14 protein-coding genes are annotated in these 15,220 nt (G+C 70.3%); 9 read left to right on the forward strand and 5 right to left on the reverse strand.

The window, feature by feature from the left end:
• Window positions 1-18: 18 nt before the first annotated feature.
• Genes moaB through ACMGER_RS09550 form a run of 3 tightly spaced genes read right to left on the reverse strand, consistent with a single transcriptional unit; the run spans window position 19 to window position 3,123 of the window.
• Window positions 19-546, reverse strand: coding sequence for a molybdenum cofactor biosynthesis protein B (moaB, locus tag ACMGER_RS09540; RefSeq protein WP_436811916.1), 528 nt, complete (start codon window positions 544-546; stop codon window positions 19-21).
• Complete coding sequence (locus tag ACMGER_RS09545) at window positions 536-2,401, reverse strand: lytic transglycosylase domain-containing protein (protein ID WP_436811917.1); 1,866 nt, start codon at window positions 2,399-2,401, stop codon at window positions 536-538. Before ACMGER_RS09545 ends, moaB begins: the two co-directional genes overlap by 11 nt.
• Window positions 2,401-3,123: a uracil-DNA glycosylase family protein gene (locus ACMGER_RS09550; RefSeq protein WP_436811918.1), complete on the reverse strand. Its 723-nt coding sequence runs from the start codon at window positions 3,121-3,123 to the stop codon at window positions 2,401-2,403. The genes ACMGER_RS09545 and ACMGER_RS09550 overlap by 1 nt, the downstream gene beginning before the upstream one ends.
• Before the next feature lie 113 nt (window positions 3,124-3,236).
• On the opposite strand from ACMGER_RS09550, the gene ACMGER_RS09555 reads away from it, so the two are divergent.
• The 9 genes from ACMGER_RS09555 (at window position 3,237) to ACMGER_RS09595 (ending at window position 13,571) form a co-directional block, all read left to right on the forward strand.
• Window positions 3,237-4,901 carry an electron transfer flavoprotein-ubiquinone oxidoreductase gene (locus ACMGER_RS09555; RefSeq protein ID WP_436811919.1) on the forward strand — a complete coding sequence of 555 codons (1,665 nt, stop codon included), beginning with the start codon at window positions 3,237-3,239 and terminating at the stop codon, window positions 4,899-4,901.
• Window positions 4,902-4,938: 37 nt separating this feature from the next.
• A complete protein-coding gene (locus ACMGER_RS09560; RefSeq protein WP_436811920.1) occupies window positions 4,939-6,486 on the forward strand; it encodes a tetratricopeptide repeat protein in 1,548 nt (515 codons plus the stop codon).
• A 5-nt stretch (window positions 6,487-6,491) separates the two neighbouring features.
• Window positions 6,492-7,316 carry a 4-(cytidine 5'-diphospho)-2-C-methyl-D-erythritol kinase gene (locus ACMGER_RS09565; RefSeq protein ID WP_436811921.1) on the forward strand — a complete coding sequence of 275 codons (825 nt, stop codon included), beginning with the start codon at window positions 6,492-6,494 and terminating at the stop codon, window positions 7,314-7,316.
• A 178-nt stretch (window positions 7,317-7,494) separates the two neighbouring features.
• Window positions 7,495-8,223 carry an enoyl-CoA hydratase/isomerase family protein gene (locus ACMGER_RS09570; RefSeq protein ID WP_436811922.1) on the forward strand — a complete coding sequence of 243 codons (729 nt, stop codon included), beginning with the start codon at window positions 7,495-7,497 and terminating at the stop codon, window positions 8,221-8,223.
• Complete coding sequence (locus ACMGER_RS09575; protein ID WP_436811923.1) at window positions 8,220-8,948, forward strand: N-formylglutamate amidohydrolase; 729 nt, start codon at window positions 8,220-8,222, stop codon at window positions 8,946-8,948. The genes ACMGER_RS09570 and ACMGER_RS09575 overlap by 4 nt, the downstream gene beginning before the upstream one ends.
• A gap of 10 nt (window positions 8,949-8,958) precedes the next feature.
• Window positions 8,959-10,680: a dihydroxy-acid dehydratase gene (ilvD, locus tag ACMGER_RS09580; protein ID WP_436811924.1), complete on the forward strand. Its 1,722-nt coding sequence runs from the start codon at window positions 8,959-8,961 to the stop codon at window positions 10,678-10,680.
• Entirely contained in the window at window positions 10,661-11,038 is a 378-nt protein-coding gene (locus tag ACMGER_RS09585; RefSeq protein WP_436811925.1) for a hypothetical protein, read from the forward strand. Before ilvD ends, ACMGER_RS09585 begins: the two co-directional genes overlap by 20 nt.
• Window positions 11,035-12,384, forward strand: a complete 1,350-nt coding sequence (locus ACMGER_RS09590) for an NAD(P)H-hydrate epimerase (RefSeq protein ID WP_436811926.1) — start codon at window positions 11,035-11,037, stop codon at window positions 12,382-12,384. Before ACMGER_RS09585 ends, ACMGER_RS09590 begins: the two co-directional genes overlap by 4 nt.
• The gene (locus ACMGER_RS09595) at window positions 12,381-13,571 is read left to right on the forward strand and encodes a class I SAM-dependent RNA methyltransferase (protein WP_436811927.1); all 1,191 of its coding nucleotides are present in this window, start codon (window positions 12,381-12,383) and stop codon (window positions 13,569-13,571) included. Before ACMGER_RS09590 ends, ACMGER_RS09595 begins: the two co-directional genes overlap by 4 nt.
• Here ACMGER_RS09595 and truA read toward each other — a convergent pair.
• Both truA and fmt read right to left on the reverse strand, forming a co-directional pair.
• Complete coding sequence (gene truA, locus ACMGER_RS09600) at window positions 13,562-14,302, reverse strand: tRNA pseudouridine(38-40) synthase TruA (RefSeq protein WP_436811928.1); 741 nt, start codon at window positions 14,300-14,302, stop codon at window positions 13,562-13,564. The genes ACMGER_RS09595 and truA overlap by 10 nt on opposite strands.
• Window positions 14,299-15,204 carry a methionyl-tRNA formyltransferase gene (gene fmt / locus ACMGER_RS09605; protein WP_436811929.1) on the reverse strand — a complete coding sequence of 302 codons (906 nt, stop codon included), beginning with the start codon at window positions 15,202-15,204 and terminating at the stop codon, window positions 14,299-14,301. The genes truA and fmt overlap by 4 nt, the downstream gene beginning before the upstream one ends.
• Between the last annotated feature and the right edge of the window lie 16 nt (window positions 15,205-15,220).

Raw genomic sequence — 15,220 nt, forward strand, 5'->3', positions numbered from 1 at the left:
CCGCTCGATAATTCTTTCCTACCGCTCTCTCAATCGCGGCATCAGCTCGACGAAGTTGCAGGGCTTGTGGCGGATGTCGAGCTGGCTGGCGAGAATGCCGTCCCAGCCGTCGCGGACGGCGCCGGTGGAGCCGGGGAGGGCAAAGATGTAGGTGCCGCGGGCGACGCAGGCGCAGGCGCGCGACTGCACCGTCGAGGTGCCGATGCTCCGGTAGCTCAGCCAGCGGAACAGCTCACCGAAGCCGGGGATCGGCTTGTCCTGCACGCGCTCCAGCGCCTCGGGCGTGACGTCGCGGCCGGTGACGCCGGTACCGCCGGTAGTGATCACGCAATCGACCTCCGGATCGTCGATCCAGGCATTGAGCCTGGCGGTGATCGCGGCGGCGTCGTCGGGCACGATCAGGCGGCCGGCGAGCTCGTGGCCAGCAGCGGTCAGCCGCTCGACCAGCGCGTCACCGGAGCGGTCGGTTTCGGGCTTGCGCGTGTCGGATATGGTGAGCACCGCGATCCGGACCGGCCGGAACGCGACGGTCTCGTCAATGGGCACGGGTGAGTGCGGAGATGGCTTCGGAGTAGGTGACCGGCGCCGCAGGCTTGGCGGCCGGGAGGATGCCGCCGGGTCGGCCCGCCACGCGCACCGCGGCGGCACCGCTCATGCCCGGGAACTTGGGCCACAAGCCCTGCGCCAGCGCGGCGCGGCTGGCGGAGTGCTTGCCGGCCTGCGCCTCGTACATCCAATAGTTGCGCAGCACGGTCAGGACGTAGCCGCGGGTTTCCCAATAGGGGATCGATTCGATGTAGAGCAGCGGATCGCCGCCGTCGCGCATCTGCGCGTTCCACATCGCGACCGGCAGCGGACCGGCGTTGTAGGCGGCGATCACCTTGGGGAGCAGGCCCTGGGTACAGGGCTGGTCGCGCAGCTGCTCGAGATAGCTCTGCCCCACCTCCATGTTGGTCGAGGGACGGGTGAGCGAGACGCGATCGAGCCGGGCAAGGCCCTTGGCGCGTGCGATGTCGGTCGCGGCAGCCGGCATGATCTGCATCAGGCCATAAGCCCCCGCCGGGCTCACCACGCCGATGCGGAAGCGCGATTCCTGGAGAGTGTGGGCGTAGACCAGCGCCTTGTCGACGCGCCAGCCCCCGTCGGGGGTCCAGTTCGGCATCGGATAGCGGGCGGCGATTGCCGGGTGCGCGCCGATCGGGCCGTTGTGCGACATCCAGAGCTGGGTCGCGGGCAGGTTGAGGCGGCCGGCGAGGCGGGTGAGCGCGGCATATTCAGCAGGGTTGCCGATGCGGGCCTGCTGACGGATCACCTCGTCGGCGAGGTCGGTCTCACCGATCTCGGTCAGCGCCGCGGCGACGCGGACATTGGGGCGGCGCTCGAGCAGCTGCCAGTCCTCGGCGGTGGTCTTCTCGCCCGTCGCGGCGGCGCGGGCGGCGACGCCGAGCGATTCGCGAGCGAGCTGGCCGTAGAAGGTTTCGACATATTGGGCGGCGTTCTGGAGGCGGCCCTGGACGAGGTCCGGGCGGCCCGAGGCCATATCGGCGCGCGAGGCCCAGTAGAAGCCGGCGGCGCGCAGGTCGGTATCGGCGGCGCGCTGGGCGACGCTGGCGAAGGCGGCCGCGGCGGCGGGATAATCACGGCTGCGCCACGCGGCGAGACCGGCGACCCAGTCGGCCTGTGCGGCCCAGTCGCCGGTGCCGGCCCGGGCAAGCGCGGCGACGCGCTTGGCGGAGGCGTCGTCGTTGGAGACGTAGTAGATCCAGGCGACCTTCTGGCGCCATTCGGTCAGCGCATCGGGGGCGAGCAGGCTGGCTTTGGATTCGACCAGCGCCTCGGCCTCGGCGCCGCGATCGGCCTTGATCAGCGGCTGCATTGCGCGGGCGAGCTCGGCGGCGGCGGCGTCGCTGCGCGCGGTGCTCTTGAGGCGCCGGCGATTGGGAGCGCCATCGTACCAGATGAGCTGCTGCTGGGCGGGAAGGGAAGGAAGGTCGATCGCACCGCGTGCGGCGGCAAGGCGCGCGATCTGCGCCGCCTGCGGCAGCTCGGGGGCGTCGGCAAGGAGCTGGGCGAGCTGCGAGAGGTCGACCTTGGGCGAGCCTTTGGCGGTGTAGAGCTGGGCGCGGGCGAAGGCGTGGAGCGGGCCCGGCTTCATCGCGTCGAGCTGGATCTGGGCGTCGGTCCAGCGGCTCTCGCGGATCGCGGCGAAGACGGCGCGATAAGCGGAACGCTGGCCGGCGTCGAGCTGGTCGGGAACGCCGTCGCCCTGCGGCGCGGCGGAGGTGGTGGGGTAGCGCTGCCCCGGCGCGCCGCCGGCATCGACGGCCGCCGGCTCCACACCGGCATGGGCGACCGCCGGCAGGGTCATCGCTGCAATGGCAACCAGGAACGCGGAGCGCATCAGCGCAATCCCCCCATCAGCAACTGCAAATCCTTCCAGGCTTCCGCCTTGGCCGCTGGCCGCTCCAGGAGGAAACGCGGGTGCCAGCTCACGACCGCGTCCACCGTGCCGACTTCAAGGTGAACGGGATGTAAACTTCCACGCCCGCGAGCGCTGTCCGTCCCGATCAGCGCACGGCTCGCCGCGGAACCGGCCACGAGCAGCCGTTTCGGGGCAGCGAGGGCGATGTGGTGGCGCAGCAGCGCGGCAAGGGCGGGCAGCATCTCGGGCGGTATGCGGCCGCCGACCGGGCGGGCGCCGGCGAGCGCGGCGAGATAGATGCCGGCGCGATCGCGGCCGATCGCGGCGAGCATCCGGTCGAACAACCGGCCGGGGGCGCCGTCGAGCAGCGCCTCATCTTCCGGGCAGTCGACGATGATCATCAGGCCGGAGGCCGGATCGCCCTCCGGCGCGAACAGGGGCATTCCCCAGCCGGCTTCCGGCGCGTCGGGGCCGGTGCGCCAGGCGACGAAGGTCTCGAGCGTGGCGGGGAGCGGTGCGGCTGTCGCTTCCGCTTCCGGCGGCAGGGGCGCGGCGGCCGTAGCGGCAACCGGCGCCGCCTGGATGCGCCAGTCGCGCGGGGTGTCGGCGACGAGCGTGTCGACGCCCGCCTCCCGCCACCAATCGAGCGCGCTTTGCGCGAGCTCCCGCCAATCGTGATGCTGGTCCCCCCCCATCGCCATCCATTAGAATCCTAGCTTGACGCGGCCGTCAATCTGCCCAAACCGGAGCGAGGACAAGACGTTGCTGCGACGCGACGACAGGGAGTCGTTCGGCGTCCCGGCGGGAGACGATGATGGCTGAACGCGAGTCGATGCCCTACGACGTGGTGATCGTCGGCGCCGGGCCGGCGGGGCTGTCGGCGGCGATCCGGCTCAAGCAGCTCGCCAACGCGGCCGGCGCCGAGCTCAGCGTGTGCGTGCTGGAAAAGGGATCGGAGGTCGGCGCGCACATCCTGTCGGGCGCGGTGATCGACCCGCGCGCGCTCGACGAACTGATCCCCGACTGGCGCGACAAGGGCTGCCCGCTCGCCGAGGTGCCGGTGACCGAGAACCTCCACTGGGTGCTGGGCAGGAAGCGCAAGTTCGTGCTGCCGCACCTGTGGACGCCGCCGTTCATGCACAACAAGAACACCTATACGGGCAGCCTCGGCAACCTGTGCCGCTGGCTGGCGGAGCAGGCGGGGGAGCTGGGCGTCGAGGTGTTTCCCGGCTTCGCGGCCGCGGAGGTGCTGTTCAACGACGACGGATCGGTGAAGGGCGTCGCCACCGGCGACATGGGCGTCGCGCGCGACGGCACGCGCAAGCCCGATTACCAGCCGGGGCTGGAGCTCCACGCCAAATACACCTTCCTCGGCGAAGGATGCCGCGGGCACCTGACCAAGGAGCTGATCCGTACCTTCGATCTCGCCAGGGACAGCGATCCGCAGGTCTACGGCCTCGGCGTCAAGGAGCTGTGGGACGTCGATCCCGCCAAGCATGTCCCGGGCCGCGTCATCCATACCCAGGGCTGGCCGCTCAGCGAGACCAAGGGCTCGAACGGCGGCGGTTTCCTGTACCACCAGGCGAACGGGCAGGTGGCGCTCGGCTTCGTCACCTGGCTCAACTACACCAATCCCTATCTCTCGCCCTTCCAGGAGATGCAGCGCTGGAAGACGCATCCGGCAATCGCGGAGATATTGGCGGGCGGCAAGCGCGTCTCCTACGGCGCTCGGGCGATCAGCGACGGGGGGCTGCAGTCGATCCCGAAGCTGGTGTTCCCGGGCGGTGCGCTGATCGGCGACAGCGCCGGCTTCCTCAACGTGCCGCGGATCAAGGGCACGCACACCGCGATGAAATCGGCGATGATGGCGGCGGAGGCGGCTTTCGCCGCGATCCAGGCGGGCCGCGCGCATGACGAGCTTTCCGCCTATCCGGAAACGTTCGAGAGTTCGTGGGTCAAGAAGGAGCTGTCGATCGTCCGCAACGTGGTGCCGCTGGTCAAGAAATTCGGCGATTTCATCGGCTCGGGCCTGTCCGGCATCACCATGTGGCTGGAATATTGGGGCATCAAGATGCCCTTCACGCTCCACCACGACCATCCCGACAACGAGACGCTGTGGCGCAAGGACCTGGTCAAGCCGATCGCCTATCCCAAGCCCGACGGCGCGCTCACCTTCGACCGGCTGTCCTCGGTGTTCCTGTCGAACACCAACCATGAGGAGGACCAGCCGGTCCATCTGACGCTGCGCGACCCGGACATTCCGATCGCCTATGATCTGCCGCTGTTCGACGAACCGGCGCAGCGCTATTGCCCGGCGGGCGTTTACGAGGTGGTGGGCGAGGACGTGGGCGAGCCCAGGTTCGTGATCAACGCGCAGAACTGCGTCCACTGCAAGACGTGCGACATCAAGGACCCGACCCAGAACATCAACTGGGTGGTCCCCGAAGGCGGCGGAGGGCCGAATTATCCGAACATGTAGCGTCCTTCTCGCCGGCATCGCCGCGGCGTCCGTCGCGGTGCCGGCCCATGCCGACGTGCCACAGTCGCTCGCGGCCTATGTGAAGGCGCGCGCCGCCGACGCCGACGGTGCGGTGGAGACCGCTTCGGCCGCCTATGGCGCGGCGCTGGCGGGATCGCCCAGCAATCCGGTGGTGGCGATCCGCGCCTATCGCGAGGCGCTGGCGGCAGGCGACCTCTCGCTGGCGCGGCAGGCCGTCGCCGTGCTGCAGTCGGCGGGTGTGGCGCCGGCCGACGCCGCCGTGCTCGCCGCCGCCGACGCGGTCGCCGCGCGCGACTGGGAAGCGGCCAATGCTGCCGCCGATCGCATGGCGAACGGTCCGCTCGAGTTCCTGGGGCCGGTGATCAAGGCGTGGGTCGCGTTCGAGCGCGGCGATGCCGGCGCGGCCAAACTGCTGGACAAGGGTGACAGCGGGCTCGCCCGGCGCTTCAACGCCGAAAATCGCGCCTTGCTGCTGATCGCCGGCGGCAAGATCGACGAGGGGGCGGCGGAGCTGCGCATCCTGCTCGGCGCGAGTGCCGGCAACCTCGATCTTCGCGTCAACGCCGCCGAGCTGTTCGCCCATGGCGGCCGTCAGGATCTGGCGCGGGCGGTGATCGCCGGCGACGATCGCGTGCTGACGGCGCTGCGCGAGCGGCTGGGCGAAGGCGCGGAGCCGAGCGCGGCGTTCGGGGTGTCGCGGCTGTTCACGCGCCTCGCGGCCGATCTGGTCAGGGGCGAGGCGCGGCCGCTGGCGATCGTGCTGGGCCGCGCGGCGATGCTGCTCGACCCGGGGGACGACCGCGCCCGCCTGATCCTCGCCGACGCGCTCTCCGCCGACGGCGCCGAGCGGCGCGCGATCGCGTTGCTCGACGAGGTGGGTCCGGAGTCGATCTACGCCGCGCCGGCGCTGGCGGCCAAGGTGACGGTGCTCGATCGCGCGGGCGAGGACCGCCGGGCGCTGGAGACCGCCGGCGCGGTCGCGCACGCCAAGGGCGCGGATGCGGAGGACATGCAGCGCTACGGCGACATGCTGGTGGCCGCGGGACGGTTCGACGAGGCGGCCGATGCCTATACCAAGGCGATGGCGCGGGTGGAGGGTGATCCCAGTTGGATCCTCTATCTCCAGCGCGGCGGCGCGCTCGAGCAGGCGGGCCGCTGGGCCGAAGCCAAACCGTTGCTCGAGAAGGCGGTGGCGCTCGCGCCCGATCAGGCGGTGGCGCTCAACTATCTGGGCTATGCGCAGCTCGTCCGCGGCGAGAACATCGCTGGGGCTCGCGCCATGCTCGAGCGGGCGGTCAAGCTCGAGCCCAATGATGCCGCGATCGCCGATTCGCTCGGCTGGGCCTATGTTCAGACCGGCGATCTCACCAGAGCGATGCCGCTGCTCGAACGTGCGGCCCGGGCCGAACCGGCGGACGTCACCATCCAGGAGCATCTCGGCGACGCCTATTGGCGGCTCGGCCGCCGCTACGAGGCGCGCTACGCCTGGCGGGCGGCGTCGGTCCATGCCGGAGGCGAGGACGCGGCGCGGTTGTCGGGCAAGCTCGCCGCCGGACTCGAGTGACGCCGATGATCGTCGAGCCCGCGCGGGCCAAGCTCAACCTCGCCCTCCACGTCCGTACCCGGCGCGAGGACGGCTATCACGAGCTGGAGACGCTGTTCGCCTTCACCGAGTTCGGCGACGAGGTTCGCCTGAGCGATGCCGAGATTCCGTCATTCGCCGTCACGGGGCCGTTCGCCGAGGCGCTGGCGCGGGAGAGCGACAATCTCGTCACACGTGCCGCCGAGGCCTTCTCCGCCGCCTTCGGTCCGTTGCCGCCGCTCCGCACCGAGCTGGTCAAGCGCTTGCCGGTCGCCTCCGGAATCGGCGGAGGCTCGGCCGATGCCGCCGCGATGCTGCGGGCGCTGGCGCAGCGGACGGGCATCGATCCGGCCGCGCTCGCGGATATCGCGCCGAAGCTCGGATCGGATGTCCCGGCGTGTCTGCTGGGCCGCACCGCGATCGGGCGGGGCAGGGGCGAACGGCTCGAGCCGGTAGGAGGGTTGCAAGGTGCGCCGGTGCTGCTGGTCAATCCCGGCGTCGCGGTGGCGACGCGCGAGGTTTTTGTGCGCTGGGACGGCCTCGATCGGGGGCCGCTGCCAGTCGGCGATGCGTCGGTGATCGCGAGCGAAGGCCGCAACGACCTGGAGCCGCCCGCCCGCGCCGTCGCGCCGGTGATCGGCGAGGTGCTGGAGCTGCTCGCGGCGCAGCCAGGGATGCTGCTCGCCCGCATGTCGGGCTCGGGCGGGACCTGCTTCGCGCTGTGCGCCGATGCCGCGGCGCGCAGCCATGCCGCGGCTACCGTTCAGGCTGCCCGGCCGGGCTGGTGGTGTCTCGAAACGGTCCTCTCGTGACACTTTCCTGTCTCTGTTCGGCACGCATCGAAGCGTTCGCTAGCCTGCCGTCGAGGGCGGGCGCGATTGGCATGGCCCTTGCTAAAACGAGGGACAGCGGATCAGACGCCGGGAGCGAGCCGTCCGCCGATGGCCTGTGGTTCGCCCGCGCGCCATCTCCCGCCCTCCGGGACACCGCATGATCGGCTGGTCGCGGGACGGCGCCATCGCCCGCATCACGCTCGACCGGCCGACGCAGCGCAATGCGATTCCGACCCGGGAGTGGCTGGCCTTGCGGGACGTCGCCGCCGAGATCGGTCGCTGCGACGTTCGTGCCGTGATCCTGTCGTCGGCGGTGCCGGGAAGCTTCTCCGCCGGCGCCGATCTTGCCGATCTTGGGGAACTGATCTCCGATCCGCCGGCCCGAACCGCTTTCCGTGAAGCGATGCGCGCCGGGATCGAGGCGGTGGCGACGCTGCCGATGCCGGTAATCGCGGCGGTGGATGGCGGCTGCTATGGCGCCGCGGTCGCGCTGGCGCTTGCCTGCGACCTCAGGATAGCGGGAGACGGCGCAATGTTCGCGACCACGCCGGCCAAGCTGGGTATCGGCTATCCGGGCGAGGACGTTGCCCGGCTGATCGCACGTATCGGGCAGGGGCAGGCGGCGCGGATGCTGCTTGCCGCCGATCCGGTCGAGGCCGACGAGGCGCATCGCATCGGCCTGGCCGAACTGCGCGCGCCGGATGCTTCCGCGGCCGCCCGGTCGTTCGCCGAGCGCATCGCCACCCTCGCACCCGAGGCGGTGCGGATGCTGAAGCGGGCGCTCGCCGATCCGCGGTCCCTGACGGCCGCCCGCGATTTCGATGCCGCATTCGGCGGCGCCGAGTTCGCCGAGCGGCTCTCTGCCTTCCACGAGCGCAAACGATGAACCCCGAGATACTGCCCGGCGACGGCGACGTGCTGCTGATCTGTGACCATGCCTCCAACGCGCTTCCGCCCGGCGTCGACCTCGGCATCGCGCCCGACCTGCTCGACCGCCATATCGCGATCGATATCGGCGCCGGTGCGCTTACCCGCGCGCTGACCCAAGCGACGGGCGCCCCGGCGATGCTTGCCACAGTCTCGCGGCTGGTGATCGATCTGAACCGCGAGGCCGATCATCCGACGCTCGTCCCGGCCGCCAGCGACGGCCATGCGATCCTCGGCAACGGAACCATCGACCGTTTCGAGCGCATCGCCAGCTTCTACGCCCCCTATCACCGTGCCATCGCCGCGGAGGTGCGGGCAAGGCGGCCGCGGTTGATCCTCGGCATCCACAGCTTCACGCCGCGGCTCGAGAGCGGCAATACGCCCGAGCGGCGCTGGGAGATCGGCATTCTGTCCAACCGAGATCGCCGTGCCGCCGATTCCGCGATTGCATTCCTGGTGGATGAAGGGCTGGTCGTCGGGGACAACGAGCCCTATTCGGGCCGCGTCCTCAACGCGACGCTCAACCGCCATGCGGAGGGGCAGGGCATCGCTTCGGCCGGCATCGAGATCCGCAACGACCTGATCCGCTACGAGGCTGGCGTGGCGCGCTGGACAGAAATTTTGACGCGAATGATCGCTGCAGTACGCAATGACCTTGCGTCAAGGGGCCTTCCCGCGACATAGGCGCCGCGTCATGGCTCATCAATTCGACAAATCCCGCCTGCCCAGCCGTCATGTCTCGGTCGGGCCCGAACGCGCTCCGCACCGCAGCTATTACTATGCGATGGGGCTCACCGAGGAGCAGATCGCGCGGCCCTTCGTCGCGATCGCCAGTGCCGGCAACGACAGCGCGCCGTGCAACACCATGCTCGATCCCCAGGCGGACGCGTGCCGCGGCGGGGTGGAGGCCGGCGGCGGGCTGCCGCGGCGGTTCAACACCATCACCGTCACCGACGGCATCGCCATGGGACACCAGGGGATGAAGGCGTCGCTCGTCAGCCGCGAGGTGATCGCCGATTCGATCGAGCTCAGTGTGCGCGGCCATTGCTATGATGCGCTGGTCGGCTTCGCCGGATGCGACAAGTCGCTGCCCGGCATGATGATGGCGATGCTGCGGCTCAACGTGCCATCGATCTTCGTCTACGGCGGGTCGATCCTGCCCGGCCGGTTCCAGGGCCGCGACGTCACCGTCAAGGACGTGTTCGAGGTGGTGGGGCGCTATGCCGCCGGCACCTGTCCGATCGAGGAGGTCCATGCGCTCGAGAAGGTCGCCTGCCCGGGGCATGGCGCCTGCGGGGGGCAATATACCGCCAACACGATGGCCTGTGTCGGCGAGGCGATCGGATTGTCCTTGCCAAACAGCAATATGCTGCCGGCTCCTTATAGTTCGCGCGAACAGGTCGCCCATGCCGCCGGCGTGCAGGTGATGGAGTTGCTCGCCGCCAACATCCGTCCGCGCGACATCTGCACGCGCGAGGCGTTCGAGAATGCCGCGCGCATCGTCGCCGCGACCGGCGGCTCGACCAATGGGGCGCTGCACCTTCCGGCGATGGCCAACGAGGCGGGGATCGAGTTCGATCTGTTCGACGTAGCGGAGATATTCAAATCAACACCTTACTGCGCCGACCTGCAACCGGGTGGCCAGTATGTCGCCAAGGACATGTACGAGGCGGGCGGCGTCTATATGCTGATGAAGACGCTGCTCGCCGAGGGGCTGCTCCACGGCGACTGCATCACCGTCACCGGCAGGACGCTCGGCGAGAACATCGAGCAGGTGACGTGGAATCCCGACCAGAAGGTGATCTACGACGCCCGGACCCCGATCACGCCCACCGGCGGCGTCGTCGGTCTGCGCGGGACGCTGGCGCCGGACGGGGCGATCGTGAAGGTCGCGGGGCTCCATCATCTCCAGTTCGAGGGGCCGGCGCGGGTGTTCGACTGCGAGGAGGACGCCTTCGCCGCGGTCGAGGCGCGCGACATCGCCGAGGGTTGCGTGATCGTGATCCGCTACGAGGGGCCGAAAGGCGGTCCGGGAATGCGCGAGATGCTCGCCACCACCGCCGCCCTGTACGGGCTCGGCATGGGCGAGAGCGTCGCGTTGATCACCGATGGGCGTTTCTCCGGAGCGACGCGCGGCTTCTGCATCGGCCATGTCGGGCCGGAGGCCGCGGACGGCGGCCCGATCGCGCTGGTCGAGGACGCCGATCCGATCCGCATCGATGCCGAAGCCGGTACGATCGACCTGCTGGTCGAGGAGGCGGTGCTCGCCGAGCGCCGCGCGCGCTGGGAGGCTCGGGTCAACGATTACCAGGCGGGCGCGCTGTGGCGCTATTCGCAAACGGTCGGTCCGGCGTACAAGGGGGCTGTCACGCACCCGGGAGCGGCCGCCGAACGCCATGTCTACGCGGATATTTAGCCTCGCTCTGCCGCTGCTGCTCGCCGCGTGCGGGCAGGGATCGAATCCCGACTCGACCGCCGGTGCCGGACGGGCGGCTGGCGATCGGATCGAGTGCGCCCCACCAGGAGCGCAGGGCTTTGCGCGCGTGTGCGCGGTCGACCGTACCCGTTCGGACGAAGGGCTGGTCCTGACCGTTCATCAGCCGGGCGGAGGCTTCCATCGCCTTCGCACGACAGGAGACGGGCGCGGCGTCGTCGCAGCCGATGGGGCGGAGCCGGTCGAGGTGAGCGTGGTCGACTCCAGGACGATCGAGGTCGCGATCGGCGGAGCGCGTTATCGGCTGCCGGCAACGGTGGGGCCGATTCCGACGCGATGAGGCGGCTTCCGGAAGGGGCGCCGATCGTCACCGCCGCGGCGATGCGTGCGGCGGAGGAGGCGGTGTTCGCGAGCGGCGTCTCGCAGGATGAGCTGATGGAGCGGGCCGGCACGCTGGTCGCACGCGAAGTGGCGCGGCTGGCGGGGGGACGACGGATCCTGGTGCTTGCCGGACCGGGCAATAATGGCGGCGACGCCTGGGTGGCGGCAGGCTGGCTGGCCGAGCGAGGCCATGACGTCACCGTGGCGGAACTCCCCGGAAAGGGCGAAGGCTCGGCGGCGCGGATGCGGACGCGCTGGACCCGGGGGTCGAAGACTCTGATCGAGGCGACGGCGCGGCCGGTGCTCGTCGACGGGCTGTTCGGCACCGGCATCGCGCGCCCGCTGGCGTCCGAGGTGGCAGAACCCCTAGCGCAGCTGACCCGCGCGGCCGAGTTGGTCATCGCGATCGATATCCCCTCCGGCGTCACTACCGAAGGCGACGGGCTCGACGCCCATGTCGCGGTCGCGCTGGGGGCGCTGAAGCCGGAGCATGTGCTGGGACGGGGAATCGCGCGGAGCGGCCATGTGCTGCTTGCCGACATCGGCGTGACGGTGCCGATGGACTGGCGGACGATCGCCCGACCCCGGTTCGCCGCGCCGCGGCCGGATGCGCACAAGTACAGTCGCGGAATGGTCGGGGTGATCGCGGGCGCGATGCCCGGCGCGGCACGGCTGGCGGCACGGGCGGCGATGCGCTGTGCCGGCTATGTCGTAGTCACCGGTGCCGAGGGTGGACCGGATGCGCTCGTCCACCGCGAAGCCGGGAGATTGTTCGCTGACGAGCGGGTCGGGGCGCTGGTGATCGGGCCGGGGCTGGGACGCGGCGATACGGACCTGCTCGACCGGGCGATCGCGAGCGGGTCGCCATTGGTCCTGGACGGGGATGCGCTGTCGATTCTGGGCGGCGACGCGTCCGAACGGCTGCGCTCGCGGCCGGCGCCGACGGTGCTGACGCCCCATTCGGGCGAGTTCGCGCGCATGTTCGGCGAGGGCGAAGGAGACAAGATCGAGCGTACGCTCGCGGCGGCCCGGGCGAGCGGCTGCACCATCGTCCACAAGGGTGCGGATACGGTAATCGCCTCGCCCGAAGGCCGTGTCGTCGTCGCGGCGGCGGCGCCGTCGTGGCTGGCGAGCGCGGGGACGGGCGACGTTCTCGCTGGACTGATCGCAGGGCGGATGGCCGCCGGCGGCTCGGCGGATGAGGCGGTGTGGCTGCACAACCGTGCGGCAGAGATCGCGGGACCGGTGTTCATCGCGGACGAACTGATCGACACTCTCCGCCAGGCGGTTGCGGAGTGCCTGTGACCGACACGATCGTGCGGGTCGCCGCGCGCGGCGACGGCGTGACAACGGAGGGGCGCCACGTCCCTCTGGCTGCTCCCGGTGACATGGTCCGGCCGGACGGCAGCATCGAACCGGGTGCCCATCATCAGACGCCGCCCTGCCGTCACTTTCCATCCTGTGGTGGGTGCCAGCTTCAACATATTGATGAAGAAAGCTATTCCTCTTTCGTATATGACCGGATCGCCGGGGCGCTTGCGGCGCAGGGGCTGACGGCGCCGATCCGCCCGCCGGTGCTGTCGCCGCCGCGCACGCGTCGTCGCGCGACGCTGCACGCCGAGCGGCGCGGGCGGCAGGTGCTGCTCGGCTTTACCGAGAATGCCAGCCATCGCATCGTCGACATGGCCGAATGCTGGGTGCTCGCGCCCGAGCTGTTCGCCCTTCTGGCGCCGTTCAGGAAGCTGCTGGCGACGCTGATGCCGAAGCACGGGCGGGCGAACGTGCATCTTGCATTGACCGATCGCGGGCCGGACCTCCTGATCGAGGCGCGGATTGCCGAGAGCCTGCCGGCCGTGGAGGAGATCATTGCCTTCGCCGGGCGGCACGGGCTGGCGCGGCTGGCGGTGGACGAGGGCATGGGACCGGAAGTCCGCTGGGAGCCCGAGCCGGTGACGGTCACGCTCGGGGGCGTGCCCGTCCCCTTCCCGCCGGCGAGCTTCCTCCAGGCAACCGCGCATGGCGAGGCGGCGCTGGTCGCGGCGGTGCGCGAGGCGGTGGATGGAGCGGTGACCACTGCCGACCTGTTCGCCGGGCTCGGTACCTTCGCCTTCGCTCTACCCGGCAAGGTTTATGCCGCAGAGGCGGCGCGCGACGCGGTGCTGGCGATCAAAGGAGCGGCAGGGCAGGCGGGGCGATCGGTGTTCGCGGAGCATCGCGACCTGTTCCGGCGGCCGCTGGTTCCGGCCGAGCTCGACCGGTTCGACGCGATCGTGCTCGATCCTCCGCGTGCCGGCGCACGCGAGCAGGCGGTGCAGCTCGCAGCTGCACGGACATCTAAGATCGCCTATATATCGTGTAACCCCAGTAGTTTCGCGCGTGATACCAAGATTGTATGTGAAGGCGGTTATTGTCTCGACTGGGTGCAGCCGGTCGGTCAGTTCAACTGGTCGACCCATGTCGAGCTGGCGGCGGCATTCAGCCGTCAGGGGTAATCGGCGCGGATAAAATAGAGTCCGTCCGGCGGCGCGTTGAGGCCGAGCGCGGCGCGGTCGCGCGCTTCGAGCGCGCGGCGCATGTCGTCGGGACGCCACTTGCCCTGGCCGACCAGCGTCAGGCAGCCGACCATCGAGCGCACCTGATGATGCAGGAACGAGCGCGCCGAAGCGTGGATGGTGATGCGATCGCCCTTTGCCTCCACCTCCAGCCGGTCGAGCGTGCGCAGCGGATTGTCGGCCTGGCAATGCGCCGAGCGGAAGGTGGTGAAGTCGTGTCGACCGACGAGGTGGGCGGCAGCCGCGGCCATCGCCGCCGCGTCGAGCGGAGCGTGGATGCGCCAGGCGAGCCCCCTCTCGAAGGTGAGCGGGGCGCGGCGCACGATGATGCGATATTCATAGTGGCGTGCGATGCAAGAGAAGCGGGCGTGCCAATCGTCCGGTACGACCTCGCAGCCGAGGATCGCGATCGGGGCGGGGCGAAGGCGTGCGTTGAGCGCCTCCATCAGGCGGAAAGGCGTGAGCGGCTTGGCGATGTCGCAATGGGCGCGCATTCCGGTGGCGTGGACGCCGGTGTCGGTGCGGCCGGCGGCCTGGACCAGCACCTCCTCGCCGGTGATCTCATGGGCCGCCCGCTCGATCGCCTCCTGGACGCTGGGGCCGTGATCCTGGACCTGCCAGCCCATGAAGGGGCGGCCGTCATATTCGATCGTCAGCGCGAAACGGGTCATGCGAGTTCGGTCCCCTGCGCCACGGCGAAGCCCCGCAGCAACTCATCCGACGTCATGACGCCGCGGCCGGCGCGCTGGACCAGCGTCGGCCGGATCGCACCCGATCCGCAGGCGATCGTCAGCCTTTCATCGAGCACGGTTCCGGCCGGTCCGCTTGCCGCCGTCGGCTCTGCGGCGAGCACGCGGACCCGCTCACCCATGACCTCAAAGAAAGCGCCGGGCGGGTTGAACGCACGCACCTGCCGCTCGACCGCCTCGGCCGGCCGGGTGAAGTCGAGGCGCCACTCGGCCTTGTCGACCTTCGCGGCATAGGTAACGCCGTCCTCCGGCTGCGGCACCGGTGGATGACCGTCGAGATCGGCAAGCACCTTGACCATCAGCGCCGCGCCCATTGCCGCAAGCTCGGCGGTGAGTTCGCCGGCGGTCTTCGCATTGATCGGTGTGCGGGCCTCGGCACGTACCGGGCCGGTGTCGAGCCCGGCTTCCATCTGCATGATCCCCACGCCGGTCTCGGCGTCGCCCGCCAGGATCGCGCGCTGGATCGGTGCCGCGCCCCGCCAGCGCGGCAGCAGCGAGGCATGGACATTGAGGCAACCGTGCCGCGGCGCATCCAGCACCGGCCGCGGCAGGATCAGACCATAGGCGGCGACCGCGGCTGCATCCGCGTCCAGTGCCGCGAACTCGGCCTGCGTCTCGGCATCGCGCAAGCTCGCCGGCGTGCGCACCTCGATGCCGAGCGCTTCGGCGCGCGCGTGTACCGGCGAGGGCACCAGCGCCTGACCGCGTCGCCCGCCGGGGCGAGGAGGCTGGCTGTAGACCGCGACGACGTCATGCCCTGCCGCTGCCAGCGCGTCGAGCGTCGGCACGGCGAAGTCCGGCGTTCCCATGAAGATGATCCGCATCGCGCCTCAGGACACC

This window comes from Sphingomonas astragali, assembly GCF_051400615.1.
In the GTDB taxonomy this organism is placed as follows: Bacteria; Pseudomonadota; Alphaproteobacteria; order Sphingomonadales; family Sphingomonadaceae; genus Sphingomonas.

Bases quoted from the DNA above. Each gene is read 5' to 3' on its own strand.
- ACMGER_RS09545 (WP_436811917.1), bottom strand. From the start codon at position 2,401: ATGCGCTCCGCGTTCCTGGTTGCCATTGCAGCGATGACCCTGCCGGCG.
- ACMGER_RS09550 (WP_436811918.1), bottom strand. From the start codon at position 3,123: ATGGCGATGGGGGGGGACCAGCATCACGATTGGCGGGAGCTCGCGCAA.
- ACMGER_RS09555 (WP_436811919.1), top strand. From the start codon at position 3,237: ATGGCTGAACGCGAGTCGATGCCCTACGACGTGGTGATCGTCGGCGCC.
- ACMGER_RS09565 (WP_436811921.1), top strand. From the start codon at position 6,492: ATGATCGTCGAGCCCGCGCGGGCCAAGCTCAACCTCGCCCTCCACGTC.
- ACMGER_RS09570 (WP_436811922.1), top strand. From the start codon at position 7,495: ATGATCGGCTGGTCGCGGGACGGCGCCATCGCCCGCATCACGCTCGAC.
- ACMGER_RS09575 (WP_436811923.1), top strand. From the start codon at position 8,220: ATGAACCCCGAGATACTGCCCGGCGACGGCGACGTGCTGCTGATCTGT.
- ilvD (WP_436811924.1), top strand. From the start codon at position 8,959: ATGGCTCATCAATTCGACAAATCCCGCCTGCCCAGCCGTCATGTCTCG.
- ACMGER_RS09585 (WP_436811925.1), top strand. From the start codon at position 10,661: ATGTCTACGCGGATATTTAGCCTCGCTCTGCCGCTGCTGCTCGCCGCG.
- ACMGER_RS09590 (WP_436811926.1), top strand. From the start codon at position 11,035: ATGAGGCGGCTTCCGGAAGGGGCGCCGATCGTCACCGCCGCGGCGATG.
- truA (WP_436811928.1), bottom strand. From the start codon at position 14,302: ATGACCCGTTTCGCGCTGACGATCGAATATGACGGCCGCCCCTTCATG.
- fmt (WP_436811929.1), bottom strand. From the start codon at position 15,204: ATGCGGATCATCTTCATGGGAACGCCGGACTTCGCCGTGCCGACGCTC.